Origin of the sequence: Hydrogenibacillus schlegelii (assembly GCF_001653195.1) — a bacterium.
GTDB lineage: Bacteria > Bacillota > Bacilli > Thermicanales > DSM-22653 > Hydrogenibacillus > Hydrogenibacillus schlegelii.
Genome location: NZ_JXBB01000023.1, coordinates 99,863 through 117,762 on the forward strand (window position 1 = coordinate 99,863; position 17,900 = coordinate 117,762).

Sequence of the window (17,900 nt, forward strand, 5' to 3'; positions counted from 1 at the left end):
TTTCCTGGCATCGCGCTGGACGGGGGGTGAAACGCGTGGACGAAGCACTCCGGGATTTGAGCCGGCGCCGCTACGCGACCTGGTTGGCGGCGCCGCTTTCGCCGGAAGAGCGATCGGAGCTCGACGGCCTTTCGGAGGCCGACGTCTTCGACCGCTTTTACCGCCACCTCGCCTTCGGCACCGGCGGCATGCGAGGGGAACTCGGCCTGGGGACGAACCGGATGAACGTCTACGTCGTCCGGCGGGCGACCGCCGGGCTCGCGGCGGCGCTCCGGGAACAGGTCGCCGGCCGCCGGCCCCGGGTCGTGATCGCCTACGACTCCCGCCGGGGGTCTCGGCGGTTTGCCGAGGCGACGGCCGAGGTGCTCGCCGCCTTTGACGTCGAGGCGCTCCTCTTCCCGGAGGTGACGCCGACGCCGGAGCTGTCGTTTGCCGTGCGGGCGCTTCGGGCCGACGCCGGTGTCGTCATCACCGCGAGCCACAATCCGCCGGAGTACAACGGCTACAAGGTCTACGGCCCGGACGGCGTGCAGATCACGCCGGAGGTCGCCGAGCGGATCACCGCCCACATGGCGGCTTACGACGACGTGTTTCGGGTGCCGGTGCGGCCCCTTTCGGAAGCCCGGGCCGCCGGGCTGGTGCGGGACGTCGGCCCGGAGATCGAGGCGGACTACCTGGCGCGGGTTGCCGGCCTCGGCTTCCGGGCGCCGGACGATCCGGCGAAGGGGGCCCTGTCGATCGTCTACACGCCGCTTCACGGCGCCGGCGCCCGCCCGGTGCTGGAGGCGCTCCGGCGGGCCGGCTTTGCCCGCGTGCACGTCGTGGCGGCGCAAAAAGAGCCGGACGGCGACTTTCCGACGGTGGCGGTGCCGAATCCGGAGGAGCCGGAGGCGTTCCGCCTCGCCTTGGCGGAGGCGCGGCGCCTCGGCGCCGACCTCGTCCTCGCCACCGATCCGGACGTCGACCGGGTCGGCGCGGCCGTCCGGACGGGGGACGGAGCATACGTCCTCCTGAACGGAAACGCCATCGGGGCGCTCCTTCTCGATTACCTCATCGCCGGCCGCCGCGCCCGGGGAACGCTCCCGGCGGGCGGGGCGGTGATCAAGACGATCGTCACCGGCGACCTCGGCAAAGCGATCGCCGAAGCGAACGGCCTTCGGGTCTACGAAGTGCTCACCGGCTTTAAGTTCATCGGCGCCCTCATCGGCGCGCTCGAGCGGGAGGGCGTGCCGTTTGTTTTCGGCTACGAGGAAAGTTACGGCTACCTCGCCGGCGACTTCGTCCGGGACAAGGACGCCGTCCAGGCGGCGGTCCTCCTCGCCGAAGCGGCGGCGCATCACAAGGCGGAAGGCCGGACGCTCGTGGACGCCCTCGCCGCGCTCCACCAAACGTACGGCGCCCACGCCGAGCGGCTCCGGTCCCTCACGTTGAAGGGCGCCGAGGGGGCGGCCCGGATCGGGCGGATGATGGCCGCCCTCCGCTCGGCGCCGCCGAAGGCGCTGGCGGGTCTTCCCGTCGTCGAGATCGAAGATTACCGCGCCGGCGCCGTCTTGGACGCCGCCGGCCGGCCCCTCCGGAAGCTTGCGCTGCCTCAGGCCGACGTGATCAAGGTTCGTCTCGAGGGCGGCGCCTGGGCGGCCGTCCGGCCGAGCGGCACCGAGCCGAAGATCAAGGTGTACGTCGGCGCCGTCGCCCGGGAGCGGGAGGAGGCGGAAGCCCGGGCGGAGGCTCTCGCCGGGGCGCTCGTCGAGCGCCTCGAGGCGGTGCCGTAAGCGCCGGCGCCGCGGGCCGTTGACATCCGAGGGCCCGGCGCGTACAATGGACCCAAAATCGAGGCGTGGCGGTTCCTTCGGGGCAGGGTGAGGCCCGGGCCGAGCCTTTGGTGCGGGCCAATTCCCGACCGGTGGTGATGCCGAAGGCCAAGCCTTCGGACGAGTCCACGAGCGGCTTCCGGCGACTCGGAAGCCGCAGGAGTTTGGTGCGAATCCAACACCGACGGTACAGTCCGGATGGGAGAAGGAAACGGCCACGGCGTAAGCGGGAGCGGCATGGCCGGCGGGCCCGCCGGGCGGGCTTGGCCGGAGATGCCGGAGGGATCGTATTGTCTTGGGACCTGCCCGCCTTGCCCGGCCGACTTCATCCGACCCCGAAGCGCTGTGCTTCGGGGTTTTATCGTGCGCCGGAGGCCGCTTGAGGAGGAGGGAGGCGCATGTCGGACGAGCGGTGGATGGCGCTTGCGCTGGAGCTCGCCCGGGGGACGCGGGGTCAGACGCACCCCAATCCGCGCGTCGGGGCCGTGATCGTCCGAGACGGTCGCGTCGTCGGCCTCGGGGCCCACCTTCGGCCCGGCGAGGCCCACGCCGAAGTGCAGGCGCTCCGGATGGCCGGGGAGGCGGCCCGCGGGGCGACGATGTACGTGACCCTCGAGCCGTGCAACCACACCGGCCGGACGCCGCCGTGCACGGAGGCGATCATCGCCGCCGGCCTCAAGCGGGTCGTCGTGGCGATGGAGGATCCGGATCCCCGGGTGCGCGGCGCCGGCATCGCCCGGCTTCAGGCCGCCGGCCTTGAGGTCGACGTCGGGCTTTTTCGGGAGACGGCGGAAGCGATCAACGCTCCGTACCTTACCGGACAGGCGCTCGGCCGGCCGTACGTCTGGCTGAAGCTCGCCATGACGCTCGACGGCCGCATCGCCGCCGCCGACGGGCGGAGCCGGTGGATCACCGGCGAGGCGAGCCGGCGCCGGGTGCACGAGCTTCGGAGCGAAGCCGACGCCGTTCTCGTGGGGAGCGGCACCGTTTTGGCCGACGACCCCGACCTTTCGCCCCGCCTGCCGGGCGCCCGGCCGCCGCTCAAAGTCGTTCTCGACGGCCGGCTTCGGACGCCACCGGAGGCGCGGCTTTTTTCCCGCGGCGAGGTGCTCATCGTCACGACGCCGGAGGCCGACGAGGCCAAAAAGGCGGCGCTTCGGGCCCGGGGCGCCGAGATCGTCGCCGGCCCCCGGGACGTGGCCTTTGCCCTGCAGGTCCTGTTCGAGCGGGGCATCCGCCTCGTCCTCGTCGAGGGCGGGGCGACGGTCGCCGGAGCCTTCTGGGCGGCCCGGGCGGTCGATCGCGTCAGCCTGTTCGTGGCGCCGAAAATCCTGGGCGCCGGGCTTCCGACCCTCGCCGGGCCGCCGGTCCCCCTCGAAGCGGCGGTGCCGCTTGAGGCGCTGGAGGTCGAGCGGCTCGGCGACGATCTCGTCATCACCGGTCGGCCGCGGTTTATGCAGGATTCATCCGGTCGCACGGAAGAAGCGGCGAGGCGCCGCCCATGAAAAGCGGCCGGCGGAGGGTCGGCCGCCGCTTCGGCCGGGAAGGAGACGGAGCGATGTTTACGGGGTTGATCGAAGCGATCGGGACGATTCGGGCGGTCGAACCGAAGCCCGCCGGCGGGCGGAGGCTTCTCCTTGAACTCCCGGAACGCCTGGAGATTCACGTCGGCGATTCCCTCGCCGTCGACGGCGTCTGCCTGACGGCCGTCGACGTCCGGGGGGCGCGCGTGGCCGTCGACGTCGTTTTGGCGACGGAACGGGCGACGACTTTGGGCGAGGCGGCGCCGGGGCGGCGGGTCAACGTCGAGCGGGCGCTTTCCGCCGGCGGCCGCTTTGGCGGCCATTTTGTCACCGGACACGTCGACGGCATCGGCACGATCCTCGCCGTCCGGCCGGAGGCGGGCCCGGGGGCCGGCACCGAGGTCTGGATCGAAGCGCCGGCGGCCCTCGCGCCGTACCTCGTCCCGAAGGGGAGCATCGCCGTCGACGGCGTGTCGCTCACGATCCAGGCGGTCGAGGGGACGGCGTTTCAGGTGGCCCTCATCCCCCACACCGCGGCGGCGACGACCCTGGGGGAAAAGGGCGTCGGCGCGCCGGTGAACCTGGAGGCCGATCTCATCGCGAAGCTGGTCGTCCGGGCCCTCGACCCGTACAGGCGGTTGTTCGGCCGGCCGGACGGCGCCGGAGGGATCGGACAATGAGCGAAGGCGCGACCTTTTCCGCGGTCGAAGCGAAGGTGGAGGCGGCGCTTGAGCGCCTCCGCGCCGGCGGCCTCGTCATCGTCGTCGACGACGAAGGGCGAGAAAACGAAGGCGATCTCGTCGGCCTTGCCGAGCGGGCGACGCCGGAGATGGTCAACTTCATGATCACCGAAGGGCGGGGGCTCGTCTGCGCGCCGATGGCGCCGGAAGTCGCCGATCGGCTGGCGCTTCCCCCGATGGTGCCCGAAGCGGCGGAGACGGACCCGTTCGGGACGGCCTTCACCGTCTCCGTCGACGCCCGGGAATCGACGACGGGCATTTCCGCCCACGAGCGGGCGGCGACGCTCCGGGCGCTCGCCCGGCCCGACGCCGGGCCGGACGACTTCCTCCGGCCGGGACACATCTTTCCCCTGCGGGCCCGGCCCGGCGGCGTCCTGGCCCGCCGGGGCCATACGGAAGCGGCGGTCGATCTTGCCCGGCTCGCCGGCGCCGCCCCGGTCGGCGTCATCTGCGAGATTCTGGACGAAGACGGCCGCCCGGCCCGGGGGGCGGCGCTGGAGGCGTTTGCCCGCCGGCACGGCCTTCCCGTCCTCTCGGTGGAAGACGTCGTCCGTTACCGGCGGCGGGTCGACCCGCTGATCGAGCGGGTCGGCGAGGCGAAGCTTCCGACGGAAGCCGGCGATTTTCGCATCATCGTCTACCGGGAGCGGGCCGGCGGCGCGGAACACGTCGCCCTTGTCCCGGAACCGGGGGCCGTGCGCCCCGGCGCGGCGCCGGACGCCGAAGCGGCCGGCTTGGGCGGGGCGGAAGGCATCGATCCGCCGCTCGTCCGGATCCACTCGGAGTGCCTGACCGGCGATGCGTTCGGCTCGCTCCGGTGCGACTGCGGACCGCAGCTTCAGGCGGCCCTCGGGCGGGTGGCCGCCGCCGGCCGCGGGGCGGTTCTCTATCTCCGGCAGGAGGGGCGGGGGATCGGCCTCGGGAACAAAATCCGGGCGTACGCCCTTCAGGACGCGGGCCTCGATACCGTCGAGGCGAACCACCAGCTCGGCTTTCCGGCCGACGCCCGCGATTACGCCGTCGCGGCGGAGATGCTCGTCGACCTCGGCATGACAAAGATCGCGCTGCTTTCGAACAATCCGGCGAAGATCCGAGGGCTTCAAGCCCTCGGCATCGCCGTCGTCCGGCGGGAGCCCCTCGTCGTCGCGCCGGGGCCCCACAACCGCCGCTACCTGGAGACGAAGCGCCTTCGCCTCGGTCACTGGCTCTGAGCCGGAGAAAGGGGGCCGGCATGCGCCGTCTGCGGCGGCCGGCCGTCGCAGGCGCAGAGAAGTTTCGGAGAGGGGGAGTTCGGTGCGGACGTTTGAAGGCGACTACGACGCCCGGGAGCTCAGCTTCGGCATCGCCGTAAGCCGCTTCAACGGCCTCATCACCGAAGCGCTTTTAAGCGGGGCCTTGGACGCCCTTCGGCGGCACGGCGCCGATCCGGACCGCATCGACGTCGTCTGGGTACCGGGGGCGTTTGAGCTTCCGTGGGCGATCGGCATGCTCGCCCGCTCCGGGCGCTACGACGCCCTCATCGCCCTCGGGGCCGTCGTCCGCGGCGCGACGGCCCACTTTGATTATGTCGCCGGCGGGGCGGCCTCCGGCATCCAGAGCGTCATCGCCGCCACCGGCGTGCCGGTCGCTTTCGGGGTGCTCACGACGGATACGCTGGAGCAGGCGTTCGAGCGGGCCGGGACGAAGGCGGGAAACGCCGGCGAACGGGCGGCGATGACGGCGATCGAACTCGCCTCGCTCCGCCGGAAGCTCGGGACGGGGCAACGTTTGGCGCCGGGCGGGCAAAACGGCGTTGAAACGTGATAAGATAAGGGGCGGACGGAGAAAGGAGCGACGGGCCGATTGCGATGAACGATCGCTTTCTCCGGGCCGCCCGGAAGGTGCCGGTCGACCGGACGCCGATCTGGTTCATGCGCCAGGCCGGGCGGTACGACCCGGAGTATCACGCCTTGAAAGGCCGCCTTTCGTTCAAAGACATCGCCCGCCTGCCGGAGGTGGCGGCGGAGCTCACCGCCCTTCCGGTGAAAAAGCTCGGCGTCGACGCCGCCATCCTCTACGCCGACATCATGACGCCGGTCGAAGGCGTGGGCCTTTCGTACGACATCGTCGCCGGGGTGGGCCCGGTCGTCGAGCGGCCGATCCGCTCCACCGAGGACGTCCGGGCCCTCGGCGCCTTCGATCCGGCGGCGGTCGCCGGCGTGTTCGAGGCGATCCGGCTCGTCAAACGATCGCTTTCCGTGCCGCTGATCGGCTTTGCCGGCGGGCCGTTTACGCTGGCGAGCTACCTCATCGAGGGGCGTCCGACCCGGACGTACCGGGAGACGAAGCGGCTCATGCTGCGGGCCCCGGACGTGTGGACCGAGCTCATGGAAGCGCTCACCGCCATGACCGTCCGCTACCTCGAGGCGCAGCTCGACGCCGGCGCCGATGCGGTGCAGCTGTTTGATTCCTGGGCCGGGCACCTGGCGCCGGTCGACTACGAGCGGTATGCGCTGCCGTACGTCCGGCGCATCTTTCAGGCTCTGGCGGGCCGCCCGGCGGTGAAGATATATTTTCCCGGCGTCGCCTCCGGCGAGCTTTTGCCGCTTCTCCGCGCGCTTCCGATCGACGTCGTCGGCGTCGACTGGCGGGTGCCCCTGGCCGAGGCCAATCGCCGCCTGAACGGTCGGTTTGCCCTGCAAGGGAACTACGATCCCCTCTGGCTGGAGGCGCCGCCGGACGTCCGGCGGGCCTACGCCCGGACGGTCGTCGACGCGGGCCTTCAGGCGCCGGGGTTTATCTTCAACCTCGGCCACGGCCTCTACCCCGAGGCGGAACTCGAGGCGGTGCGGGACCTCGTCGCCACCGTCCAGGAATATTCGGCCGAGCGCCTCGCCGGCCGGCGGGTCGGCGAAGGTTCGGCGGCCGGCGGACCGCCGGCGGCCGGGGGGCCTTCGGCCGGAGCCGGGGATGGGCCAGAGCGAGGTGAAGCGCGGTGAAGGAACCGATCGGCGTGCTCGTCATGGCCTACGGCACGCCCCGGAGCTTTGCGGAAATCGAAGCGTACTACACCCACATCCGCCGCGGCCGCCGGCCGTCGGAGGGGGAGCTTCGCGATCTCGAACGCCGCTACCGGGCGATCGGCGGCACGTTTCCCCTCCGGGAAAACACCGAACGGCAGGTTCGGGCGCTCACGGACGTCCTGGAAGCCCGCCGTCCGGGGGCGATGGTCGTCCGGCTCGGCCTCAAGCACGCCCCGCCGTTCATCGAAGACGGCGTCGAGGCCCTTCGGGCCGCCGGCGTGCGGCGGGTTGTCGGCCTGGTGCTCGCCCCGCATTATTCGGCCCTGTCGGTCGGCGAATACTTCGCCCGCGCCCAAAAGGCGGCCGACGCCGCCGGACTTGCCGCCCGCTTTATCGAGCGCTACGGCGACGATCCGGCCCTCATCGCCCTCCTCCGGGATCGGGTCGTCGAGGCGCTCCGGGCCTTTCCGCCGGCCTCGAAGGTGAAGGTCGTCTTTTCCGCCCACAGCCTGCCGGCGCGCATCCGGGCGATGAATGACCCGTACGAGGCGGAACTCCTCGCGACGAGCCGGCTCGTCGCCGCCGCCGCCGGCGTCGCCGACTGGACGTTTGCCTTCCAGAGCGCCGGGCAGACGCCGGAGCCGTGGCTCGGGCCGGACATCCGGGAGGTGCTGCCGGCCCTTCGGGCCGAAGGCTACGGCGGCGTCCTCGTCGCTCCGATCGGGTTTGTCACGGAACACCTCGAGATCTGCTACGACCTCGACATCGAGGCCCGGGCCGAAGGGGAGCGGCTCGGCCTCGACGTCCGGCGCATTCGGATGCCGGACGATGATCCGCGCTTCATCGGCCTTCTCGCCGATCGGATCGAGGCCGTGCTCGGGGCGTGGGAGGCATGACGCGGGTCGTCGTCGTCGGCGGCGGGCTCGCCGGCCTCGCGGCGGCGTACGCCCTGTCGCCGGCTGCCGGCGCGCCGTGGCGCCTTCCGGCCGAGCGGTTGCCGGAGGTCGTCGTCGTCGAGCGTTCGCCGCGGTTCGGCGGCAAGATCGACACCGTCCGCCGGGACGGCTACGTCATCGAGCGGGGACCGGATTCGTTCCTTGCCCGGAAGCCGGCCGCCCGGCGGCTCGTCGCCGCCCTCGGCTTGGACGGCGAGGCGGTCGGCACCGGGCCCGAAGGCCGCGGGGCGTACGTCTTCTTCCGCGGCCGTCTGCACCCGCTCCCGGAAGGGATGGCGACGGGCATCCCGACCCGGCTCGGGCCGCTCGTCCGTACGGGCCTTCTGAGCCTTCGGGGAAAGGCCCGGGCGGCCCTCGAGCTTTTTCTCCCCCGGGGCCCGGCCGGCGATGAGGCCCTCGGCGCCTTTTTGACCCGCCGCTTTGGCCGGGAGGTGACGGATCGCCTCGCCGGCCCGCTCCTATCCGGCATCTACGCCGGAGACGTGCACCGGCTGAGCGTCCTGGCGACGTTTCCGCACCTGAAGGCCCTCGAGGCCCGCCACGGGAGCCTGCTCCGGACGATGCTCACCGGGCCGCGGGAGCGGCCGCCGGCGATCGATCCCCCGTGGCCGGAGGCGGTCCAAAGCTCGACGTTCGTGAGCTTCCGGCGCGGCCTTTTGACCGTCGTCGAGGCGCTGACGGCCGCCCTCGCCGCCGGGGGCGCCCGCCTCATCGCCGGCCGCGGCGCCGTGGCGATCCGAAAGGAGGGGTCGGCGTACGCCGTCGCCCTGGAGGGCGGCGAGGCGATCCGGGCCGAGGCGGTCATCTTGGCGGTGCCGGCGGCGGCGGCCCGGGCGCTTTTGGGGCCGGCGGGAGAGGCGTTTTTGCCCCTCGAAGCGGGGACGCCGTACGCCTCGGTGGCGAACGTTGCCGTCTGGACCGAGGCGGCCGCCCTCTCGGCGCTCCCGCCGGGGTCGGGGTTTGTCGTCGCCCGGGACGGGCGACCGGCGATCACCGCCGTGACCTGGACGACGCGCAAGTGGCCCCATACGACGCCGCCGTGCGGGGCGCTCTTTCGCGTCTACTTCGGCGACGCCACGACCGACGTCGCCGAGCGGCTCACCGATGCCGAGCTCGAGGCGGCGGCGCTTTCGTTTCTCCAGGAGACGTCCGGCGTCCGCCGACCCCCGGCGGGCGTCCTCGTCAGCCGGTGGCGGGCGGCGATGCCGGCGTACGGCGTCGGCCACCGGGAGCGCCTCTCGGCGCTCCGGGCGGCCCTCGAACGGACGCTTCCCGGCATCTTCGTCGCCGGGAGCGCTTATGACGGCGTCGGGCTCCCCGACGTCGCCGAAAGCGGTCGCCGGGCGGCGGAGGCGGCGCTTGATTACCTTCAAGGGGGCGGCGCTCCGGCGCCGGGCGCCGGCGGGCCGCCGGAGGGAAAGGAGGCAGGGGCTTGAGCATTCACATCGGGGCCGAGCCCGGGGCGATCGCGCCGAACGTGCTGCTCCCCGGCGATCCCCTCCGGGCGAAGATGATCGCCGAGACGTACCTCGAAGGCGCCGTTCAGTACAACCGGGTGCGGAACATGTTCGGCTACACCGGGACCTACAAGGGGGTGCCGGTGTCGGTCCAAGGGACGGGCATGGGGATGCCGTCCATCTCGATCTACGTCCACGAGCTTCTCCGCGACTACGGCGCCCGGCGCCTCATCCGCGTCGGCACGTGCGGGGCGCTCCAGCCGGAGCTCAAGCTCCGGGACGTCGTCCTCGCCGTCGGCGCGGCGACGGACTCGCAGATGAACCGGCTCCGGTTTTACGGGATCGATTACGCCCCGACGGCCGACTTCCGGCTGCTTCAGGCGGCGGACGCCGCGGCCCGCGCCCTCGGCGTGCCGGTGAAGATCGGCAACGTCTTTACGACCGACAGCTTCTACGCCGACGACGACCGGCCGCTTCAGGCGCTCATCGCCTACGGCACGCTGGCGGTGGAGATGGAGACGGCGGCCCTCTACACCCTCGCCCACAAGTTCCGGGCCCAGGCGCTTTCGGTCCTTACGGTGAGCGATCATCTCGTCACCCGGGAGGAGACGACGGCCGAGGAACGGGAACGGACGTTTCGGCAGATGGTCGAGATCGCCCTCGAGGCGCTCGTGGCCGAAGCGGCTCGGGAAGGATGACGCCCGGCGGCGGCGCGGGACGACGGATCGGCGCCGGTCGATCCATCTTGCAAAAAAAGACTCCTTCTCAGGGAAGGAGTCTTTCTTTTTTTGTCGAACTCCTTCCGTTTGGGAAGGAGGAGCTCGATGAGACGCCTGAAGGCGCTCGTCCGGCGCCTCGGTCGGCCGTGGCACGTGCAGATCGTCCCGGGGGATGCCGGCGAGATCCGCCACGTCCGCCTCCGCGGCTGGATGCTGGCCCTGGCGCTGGGCGGGGTCGCGCTTTTTTGGCTCGGCTTCACCCTGGCCGTGTTGGCGTTCGTCTGGAGCCGGCAGGCGCTTTTGGCGGCCGAGGCGCGGCTCGAAGCCGTCCGGGGCGAAAGCCGGCAGGCGGTCCGGCAGGCGGCGGAAGAGTCGGATCGTCTGCGGGATGAAAACCGCACCCTCCGGAGCCGGTATGAGGAGCTTTTCGAGCGGCTTCGCCGGCTGGAAGAAACCGTCGAAACGAACGACGAACGGTTGAAATCGATCGCGCCGCCGACTTCGAAGGCGCCCGCGAAGGGGCAGGCGGTCTTCCTCGCGGCCAAGCGGGAGACGGCCCGGATCGCCGCCCTCACCGCCCGGCCGCTCGCGGCCGGCGCGCCGCCGGCTTCGGCGCTCGTCGAGGCGGCGGAGCGGGGGCTTTCCGCCCTCGAAAAGGCGGCCGCCGCCCAGGGGGCGGCGATCGAGGAGACGGCGGCGGAAGTCGAAGCGTATCGGGAACGCTTGCGCCGGACGCCGGACATCGCCCCGGCGGCCGGCCGGGTGACGAGCGGGTTCGGCTTTCGCCCGGATCCGTTTACGCGAACGCAGCGCTTTCACGAAGGCGTCGATTTTGCCAATGCCGTCGGGACGCCGGTCGTCGCGACGGCGAAGGGGACGGTCGTCTTTGCCGGACGGGACGGCGGTTACGGCCTGATGGTCGAGATCGACCACGGAGGGGGGCTCTCGACGGTGTACGCCCACCTGTCGGCGATCGCCGTCCGGGTCGGCGAAACGGTGGACAAGGGGGCGGTCATCGGCCGCATGGGAAACACCGGCCGGAGCACCGGACCGCATCTGCACTACGAAGTGCGCCGCTACGGCCGCCCGGTCGACCCGGCGCCGTATCTGGGAGGGGAGATCCGTGTGGAAGCGGGAGAAGCCCAGGACTGAGTCGCCGGCGGGCATGACGGTCATCGACGCCGGCACGCGGCTCGAAGGCCATCTGTTCGCCACCGCGGCGGTCCGGATCGACGGCACCGTCGAAGGCGACGTCACCGTCGAGGGGGCGCTCGCGATCGGCGCCACCGGACAGGTGCACGGGACGGTCCGGGCCCGGGAAGCCCACATCGCCGGCAAGGTTCGCGGGGATCTGTTCGTCGCGGAAGCGCTCGTCCTCGAGCGGACCGCCGACATCGAGGGGACGGTGGAGTACGCCGTCCTCGCGGTGGAAGAAGGGGCGTCCCTGACGGGAACGGTTCGGAAAAAGGCGGCCGATCCGCCGGCGGAAGACGGCGGCCGTCGGAGCCGCTTTCAGACCCGCATCCGGCCCCACGCGGCGGCGCCGGAGCCGGGAGAGGCGGCGGAGCCGGACGCCTGACGGAGCCCGCCGTCCGGGGTCCGGCCGGGGGCGGGCCCTTTTTCTTCCCGTCGGCCGCCGGGGCTCTCAGGCGGCATAAGGCAAACCTTTCCGTTCACACTATGTATGATCGACGCCACCGCGATGAGGAAAAGGGGTGGACGCATGCAGCCGATCGACTGGCCGGCCGAGTGGGCCGGCTTCGTCCTCGAAGCCGAGGAGACGGTCGAAGAGATTCCGGCGCTGGCCCTCCGGCTCGTGCATCGGCCGACCGGGGCGCGGGTGCTGGCCCTCCTCGCCGACGACGACAACAAAGTGTTCGCCGTCGCCTTCCGCACCCCGCCGGCCTCGTCCAACGGCCTGCCGCACATCCTCGAACATTCGGTGTTGAACGGTTCTCGGAAGTACCCCCTCAAGGAGCCGTTCGTCGAGCTGGCGAAAGGATCGCTGAATACGTTTTTGAACGCGATGACCTATCCGGACAAGACCGTCTACCCCGTCGCAAGCCGAAACGAAAAAGACCTCTGGAACCTGATGGACGTCTACCTCGACGCGGTGTTTTTCCCCAACCTCAAAAACGATCCGATGATTTTAAAACAGGAAGGCTGGCACTACGAACTCCGCCGGCCGGAAGACCCCCTTCTCATCCGGGGCGTCGTCTACAACGAAATGAAGGGCGCCTACTCCTCGCCGGAGAGCGTCCTCTACCAGGCGCTTCAGAGCGCCCTCTATCCGGATACGCCGTACCGTTTCGACGCCGGCGGCGACCCCGACGTCATCCCGACGCTCACGCAGGAGGAGTTCGTCCGCTTTCACGACACGTATTACCATCCGTCCAACGCGTATTTCTTCTTCTACGGCGACCTCGACCTCAAGGCGGCGCTCAAAAAGCTCGCCGACGACTACCTCGCGGCGTTCGGCCGCCGACCCGCAGGCGCCGCCCCGCTCCGCCAGATGCCCTTCGCCACCGCCAAGACGGTTCGCGCGCCGTACGCGATCCCGGCGGGGGACGACCCGACCGACAAGGATTTTCTCGCCGTCGGCTTCGCCGCCCACGACGCCCTTGACGTCGAGACGGCCCTCGCCTTCGACATCCTGAGCTACATCCTCCTCGACAGCCCGGCGGCGCCCCTCAAAGAGGCCCTCCTCCGGGCGGGCTTCGGCCGGGACGTCTTCGGCCTCTACGAGCCGGCGCTCCGGCAGCCCCTGTTTGCCGTCGTCGCCAAGGGCGCCCGGCGGGAGGATCTCGAGCGGTTCGATGCGGCCGTCCGGGAAATGCTTTCGCGCTTCGCGGCGGCGGGGCTTCCGCCGAAGCTCGTCGAAGGGGCGATCGCCCGGAAGGAATTCCAGCTCCGGGAGGCGGATTTTCGCGGTTACCCGAAGGGGCTCGTCTATCTCCTTTCCGCCCTCACGACGTGGCTTTACGACGGCGACCCGCTGGCGCCGCTCCGCTGGGAACCGGCCCTGGAGACGATCAAGCGGGAGGCGCCCCACGGCTACTTCGAGCGGCTCCTCCGGACGCGGCTTCTTGCCAACGAGCATCGGGTCCGACTCGCCCTCGAAGCGACGCCCGGGCTCGAGGAAGAAAAGCAGGCGACCCTCGAAAAATCCCTGGCCGAGCGGAAAGCGTCTCTCTCCGAAGCGGAAAAGGCGGCCCTCGTCGCCGAGACGGAAGCGCTGCTTCGGCGCCAGACGACGCCGGACGATCCGGAAGCCTTAAAGGCGATTCCGATCCTCTCCCTCGACGAGGTGCCGAAGACCGTCGAGCCGATTCCGACGGCGGCGGAGACGGTCGCCGGGACGACGCTCCTCGTGCACGCGCTTTCGACGAACGGCGTCGCCTACGGCAGCCTCTATTTTTCCCTCGCCGACGTCGCCCCGGACGACCTTCCCCGGGCGTCGGCCTTAAGCGCCCTCCTCGGCCGCATAGGCACCCGCCGGCGGACGTACGGCGAACTCGCCACCGCCCTTGACCTCGCCACCGGCGGCTTCCGGGCGTCGGTCGAGACGATCGAGCGGGCGGACGGCTCGGGCTATACGCCGTACCTCGTCGTCCGCTTCAAGGCGCTTCGGCCGAAGCTGCCCGAGGCGCTCGCCCTCGTCCGGGAAATCCTCACCGAAAGCCGCTTCGATGACGTCCGGCGGGTCCGGGAGCTTTTCGACGAACAGGCCTCCCGCCTCGAAATGAGCCTGTACGACCGGGGCCACCTCGTCGCGGCGGGGCGGATGCTCGCCCTCTTTTCGCCGGCGGCCAGGGTGCGAGATCTTACCGGCGGCATCGCCTATTTTCACGCGCTCAAAGGCTGGCTCAAGGATGAGCGGGCGTTTCGGGACGTCGTCGAGGGGCTGGACGGCCTCCTGCACCGGACCGTCCGCCGGGCCGCCCTCCTCGGCTCGGTCACCGTCGATCCGGACGACGCCCCGGCGTATCGGGCGGCGTACGCCGCCTTCCTCGAGGCCCTGCCGGAAGGAACGCCGCCCCGGCCGGCGCCGCCGCCGGAGGTCGGCCGCCTGAGGAGCGAAGGCCTTCTTTCGGCGGCAAAGGTCCAGTACGTCGCCAAGGGGTACAACTTCCGGACCCTCGGCTACGGGTACACCGGCCGGCTGGAAGTGCTCCGGACGCTCCTTACCTACGACTACCTGTGGAATCGCGTCCGGGTCCAGGGAGGCGCCTACGGGAGCTTCGTCACCTTCGACCGGAGCGGGAACGTGGCCTTCGCCTCTTACCGCGATCCGCACCTCGACGAGACGCTGGCCGTCTTCGACGAGGCGCCGGCCTTCATCGAGCGGTTTTCCGCCGACGGGCGGGAGATGACCAAGCTCATCCTGGGCACCGTAAGCCGCCTCGACCGGCCCCTGACGCCGGCGATGAAAGGCGAGCGGGGCGATTATCTCTATCTTGCCGGCCTCGACGAGGCGACCCTCAACGCCGAGCGGGCGGAGATCCTCGCCACGACGCCGGAGGACATCCGCCGCCTCGCGCCGCTTGTCCGGGACGTCCTCGCCCACGGCCGGATCGCCGTCCTCGGCGGGAGCGAGCGCCTGCGGGCGGCCGGCGACCGCTTCGACGTCCTCACCCGCGTCACCGACGACTGAACGCCGCCCGACGGGTCGCGTCGGGTTCCGGCGGCGGCGGAAACGAAAGGCGGAGGAGCCCGCCGCCCTCCCCGACGAGGGCGGAGGTGCCGCCGCAGGCGGCGACCAGCCGCCGGAGGGCGCCGACCGCCTCCCGGACCGCTCCGCCGACCGGCGCGGCGGGAAGGCGGATCACAAGCCCCCGCCCTTCCTCGGCCACCGTGATCCGGAGGGGGTCCGGCGAGGCGTCCCGGACGGCGTCGGTGAGGAGATCGAGGGCGGCAAGAAGCTGCCGGCGGTCGACCCACGCCGGCCGCTTCCCTTCGCCGCTTACGGCCACCGCCTCCGGATCCGGCCGCTCCGCCCGCCAGCGCTCAAGCGCCGGAAGCAGGACGAGGACCTCGGGCCTAGGCGCCTCCGGCGCGTAGACCAGCGTCATGCGGTCGAGCGTCGCCTGCATCGCCTGGAGCGCTTCGGCGACCGGCGCCCGCCACGGCGGGGAGAGGGCTTCGGGATGGGCGGCGAAGTACCCCATGACCGTGGCCAGCGGGTTCCGAAGCCGGTCGGCGACGTCCCGAGCGAGGGCGGCGGCCCGATCGGCGGGGGCGGCGGCCTGACCAAGCGCCCGATGGGCGGCGGCCCAGGCGTCGAGCGCCCGGTCGACCGGCGCCGCGCGGTCGAGCATCAGCTCGAGGAAGGCGGCGCCGCCCAGGGGGCTGAAGTCCGCCTCTGAACCCGAGACCGCCGGGCCGGCGAGGCTCGTCCACCGGTGGAACAGCCGGTGCGGGTGTTCGGCGCCGACGAGCCAGGCGGCCCGCTCCCGCTTAAGGGCGGCGTCGAGCGCCGTCGGCGGATACGATCCCCCCCGCTTCAGGCCCGGCCGGAGGCCGTACGGCCGTCGGGTGAGGGGGTGATCGGCCGGCGAAACCGCGAGCACGCGCCCGGCGGCGTCGGCGATGAGCCAAAACGGCCGCCACGCCGCCGCAAGGCGTTCTTCGGCGGCGCGGGCGGCGGCGTCGAGCAGGCGGCCGAAGCCGGGCGCAGGGGGGGCGACATCGTAGCGTCGAAGCGGCTCTCCGGCGACATCCTGCCCGGCGTAAGCCCGCCAGAGGGCGAGCACCGTCGGGCGAACCGGCGGCCGGGGATCGCCCGCCTCAAAAAAGGCCCGCCAGGCGTCCAGCGCCGGATCGTCGTCCGGCCCCTTCTGCCCGGCGGCCAGCGGGAACTCTCGATCGGGCGACATCGCGACGACTCCGTTAGGCCGACCGGACCATCGTCGGCGGCCGAATTCTTATGCTATGATAAACAAATTGGGATGATCGGACAAGGGACCGAAGGAGGCGTCGACGATTACCGTCCATGAGCGGCTGATCGCGCTGGAAGGGATCGAAGGGGCCGGCAAGACGACCGTCGCCGAACGGCTGGCGGCGCGCCTTCAGGCCCTCGGCCACGCCGTCGTGCGGACCCGGGAGCCGGGCGGCGTGCCCCTGGCGGAGAAGATCCGCGCTCTCCTCCTGGACGAGGCCGGGGAGGCGCTCGATGCCGGCGCCGAGGCCCTTCTCTTTGCGGCCGCCCGCCGGCTTCACGTCCGGGAAATCATCGCGCCGGCGCTCGCCGCCGGGCGCTTCGTCCTCGTCGACCGCTACATCGACTCCTCGCTCGTCTACCAGGGGCTTGTCGGCGGCGCCGGCGTGGAGGCGGTCCGGGCGATCAATGCGTTTGCCGTCGGGGACTACTTTCCGGCGGTCACCGTCCTTCTGGACCTCGATCCGGACGAGGCGCTCCGGCGCCTGGCCGCCGATCGGCGCCGGGCGGCGAGCCGCTTCGACCGCCGGCCGCCGGCCTTTCACCGGCGCGTCCGGGACGGCTACCTCCGGCTGGCCCGGGAGGCCCCGGAACGGTTCATCGTCGTCGACGCCGGGGCGCCCCTGGAGGCGGTGGTGGAGGCGGCCTTTTCGGCCCTTCGGGCCCGCTACGGTCTGTAGCGCCCGGCGCCGGCGGCGCGGGCCGGCCTTCGCCGGGGAACGCCCCCGGTCTCCGAACGTCTGCCCTCCGTCCGAAAGGCTGAGTCAGGTTGCTCGAGAAAGAAGGGACGCGATGCGCTACGCCCTCGCCGTCGATCTCGGCGGCACGTCGATCAAGTTTGGCCTTGTGAGCGAAGCGGGCGACATCGTCCTCCGGCACGAGCGCTCGACGCCGAAAGCCGGCGGCCCTCCGGCGGTCGTCGCCGCCATCGCCGAAGGGCTTCAGGCGCTCCTCGCCGGAGAGGCCGCCCCGGCCCTCGCCGGCGTCGGCATCGGCATCCCGGGCCTTGTCGATCCGGAGACGAAGACCGTCGCCCTCGCCCCGAACCTCGGCTGGGCCGACGTCCCGGCCGGCGCGCTGTTCGCCGAGGCGCTGCCGTGGCCGGTGGCGCTGGAAAATGACGCCCGGGCCGCACTCCTCGGGGAGCGGTGGCGGGGCGCCGCCCGGGGCGTCGACGACGTCCTCCTCGTCACGCTCGGCACCGGCGTCGGCGGCGCCGTCTTGAGCGGCGGCCGCCTCCTCCGGGGGGCGCGAGGCCTGGCCGGCGAGATCGGTCACCTTCCGGTCCATCCGGCCGGCGTCCGCTGCGGCTGCGGCGCCGTCGGCTGCCTGGAGACGGAAGCGTCGGCGACGGCTCTCGTCCGGCACGTCGAGGCGGCCCTTCGCCGGGGGGAGCCGTCGGCGCTGGCGGGCCGCCCCCTCTCCCCGGTGGCGATCGCCCAGGCGGCGGAAGCCGGCGACGCGGTCGCCCGGGCGGCCTTCGACCGCGTCGGCCGCTTTCTCGGCCTCGCTTTGGCCGGGCTGGCGAACGCGTTGAACCCCGCCTTGATCCTCCTCGGCGGCGGGTTGGCGTCGGCGGAGGCCTTCTTCCGGCCGGCGATGTGGGCGGCCTTTTCGGCCCATGTCCTGCCGGCGCACCGGGCGGCGGTCGACATTCGCCGGGCCGCCCTCGGGAACGACGCCGGCCTCGTCGGCGCCGCCTACGCCGCCTTTTCCGCCGCCGTCGCCGGCTGAAGCCAAAGGCGGCGAAACGG

Annotated in this window: 15 protein-coding genes and 1 riboswitch; of the genes, 14 read left to right on the forward strand and 1 reads right to left on the reverse strand. The window is 71.9% G+C overall.

Annotated elements, in window-relative coordinates; all coding sequences use genetic code 11:
- Nucleotides 1–35: 35 nt before the first annotated feature.
- The 12 genes from SA87_RS07410 to SA87_RS07465 all read left to right on the forward strand — a co-directional run bounded on the left by SA87_RS07410 (nucleotide 36) and on the right by SA87_RS07465 (nucleotide 14,862).
- Nucleotides 36–1,772: a phospho-sugar mutase gene (locus tag SA87_RS07410; RefSeq protein WP_245637677.1), complete on the forward strand. Its 1,737-nt coding sequence runs from the start codon at nucleotides 36–38 to the stop codon at nucleotides 1,770–1,772.
- Between the two features lie 69 nt (nucleotides 1,773–1,841).
- Nucleotides 1,842–2,025: riboswitch (FMN riboswitch) on the forward strand.
- Nucleotides 2,026–2,209: 184 nt separating this feature from the next.
- Entirely contained in the window at nucleotides 2,210–3,316 is a 1,107-nt protein-coding gene (ribD, locus tag SA87_RS07415; RefSeq protein ID WP_066201436.1) for a bifunctional diaminohydroxyphosphoribosylaminopyrimidine deaminase/5-amino-6-(5-phosphoribosylamino)uracil reductase RibD, read from the forward strand.
- A gap of 53 nt (nucleotides 3,317–3,369) precedes the next feature.
- Nucleotides 3,370–4,014: a riboflavin synthase gene (locus SA87_RS07420; protein ID WP_066201683.1), complete on the forward strand. Its 645-nt coding sequence runs from the start codon at nucleotides 3,370–3,372 to the stop codon at nucleotides 4,012–4,014.
- Complete coding sequence (locus tag SA87_RS07425; protein ID WP_066201440.1) at nucleotides 4,011–5,285, forward strand: bifunctional 3,4-dihydroxy-2-butanone-4-phosphate synthase/GTP cyclohydrolase II; 1,275 nt, start codon at nucleotides 4,011–4,013, stop codon at nucleotides 5,283–5,285. The genes SA87_RS07420 and SA87_RS07425 overlap by 4 nt, the downstream gene beginning before the upstream one ends.
- 82 nt (nucleotides 5,286–5,367) lie before the next feature.
- Nucleotides 5,368–5,877 carry a 6,7-dimethyl-8-ribityllumazine synthase gene (ribH, locus tag SA87_RS07430; protein WP_066201443.1) on the forward strand — a complete coding sequence of 170 codons (510 nt, stop codon included), beginning with the start codon at nucleotides 5,368–5,370 and terminating at the stop codon, nucleotides 5,875–5,877.
- 44 nt (nucleotides 5,878–5,921) lie between these two features.
- Nucleotides 5,922–7,052: a uroporphyrinogen decarboxylase gene (gene hemE / locus SA87_RS07435; protein ID WP_066201447.1), complete on the forward strand. Its 1,131-nt coding sequence runs from the start codon at nucleotides 5,922–5,924 to the stop codon at nucleotides 7,050–7,052.
- Complete coding sequence (gene hemH / locus SA87_RS07440) at nucleotides 7,049–7,972, forward strand: ferrochelatase (protein WP_066201449.1); 924 nt, start codon at nucleotides 7,049–7,051, stop codon at nucleotides 7,970–7,972. The genes hemE and hemH overlap by 4 nt, the downstream gene beginning before the upstream one ends.
- On the forward strand, nucleotides 7,969–9,468 hold the full coding sequence (hemG, locus tag SA87_RS07445) for a protoporphyrinogen oxidase (RefSeq protein WP_066201452.1): 1,500 nt from the start codon (nucleotides 7,969–7,971) through the stop codon (nucleotides 9,466–9,468). Before hemH ends, hemG begins: the two co-directional genes overlap by 4 nt.
- The gene (gene deoD / locus SA87_RS07450; protein WP_066201453.1) at nucleotides 9,465–10,187 is read left to right on the forward strand and encodes a purine-nucleoside phosphorylase; all 723 of its coding nucleotides are present in this window, start codon (nucleotides 9,465–9,467) and stop codon (nucleotides 10,185–10,187) included. The genes hemG and deoD overlap by 4 nt, the downstream gene beginning before the upstream one ends.
- A gap of 126 nt (nucleotides 10,188–10,313) precedes the next feature.
- Nucleotides 10,314–11,360: a M23 family metallopeptidase gene (locus SA87_RS13750; RefSeq protein ID WP_066201456.1), complete on the forward strand. Its 1,047-nt coding sequence runs from the start codon at nucleotides 10,314–10,316 to the stop codon at nucleotides 11,358–11,360.
- On the forward strand, nucleotides 11,332–11,787 hold the full coding sequence (locus tag SA87_RS07460) for a bactofilin family protein (protein WP_156423454.1): 456 nt from the start codon (nucleotides 11,332–11,334) through the stop codon (nucleotides 11,785–11,787). Before SA87_RS13750 ends, SA87_RS07460 begins: the two co-directional genes overlap by 29 nt.
- A 144-nt stretch (nucleotides 11,788–11,931) precedes the next feature.
- Nucleotides 11,932–14,862 carry an insulinase family protein gene (locus SA87_RS07465; RefSeq protein ID WP_066201463.1) on the forward strand — a complete coding sequence of 977 codons (2,931 nt, stop codon included), beginning with the start codon at nucleotides 11,932–11,934 and terminating at the stop codon, nucleotides 14,860–14,862.
- Here SA87_RS07465 and SA87_RS07470 read toward each other — a convergent pair.
- Nucleotides 14,849–16,084 (reverse strand): hypothetical protein, encoded by a 1,236-nt coding sequence (locus SA87_RS07470; RefSeq protein ID WP_066201464.1) that lies wholly within the window; start codon nucleotides 16,082–16,084, stop codon nucleotides 14,849–14,851. The genes SA87_RS07465 and SA87_RS07470 overlap by 14 nt on opposite strands.
- A 133-nt stretch (nucleotides 16,085–16,217) precedes the next feature.
- Between SA87_RS07470 and tmk the strand changes: the two genes are divergently transcribed.
- Together tmk and SA87_RS07480 are read left to right on the forward strand one after the other, a co-directional pair.
- Complete coding sequence (gene tmk / locus SA87_RS07475; protein WP_273256882.1) at nucleotides 16,218–16,826, forward strand: dTMP kinase; 609 nt, start codon at nucleotides 16,218–16,220, stop codon at nucleotides 16,824–16,826.
- Nucleotides 16,827–16,938: 112 nt separating this feature from the next.
- Nucleotides 16,939–17,880, forward strand: coding sequence for an ROK family protein (locus SA87_RS07480; RefSeq protein ID WP_066201468.1), 942 nt, complete (start codon nucleotides 16,939–16,941; stop codon nucleotides 17,878–17,880).
- Nucleotides 17,881–17,900: the final 20 nt, after the last annotated feature.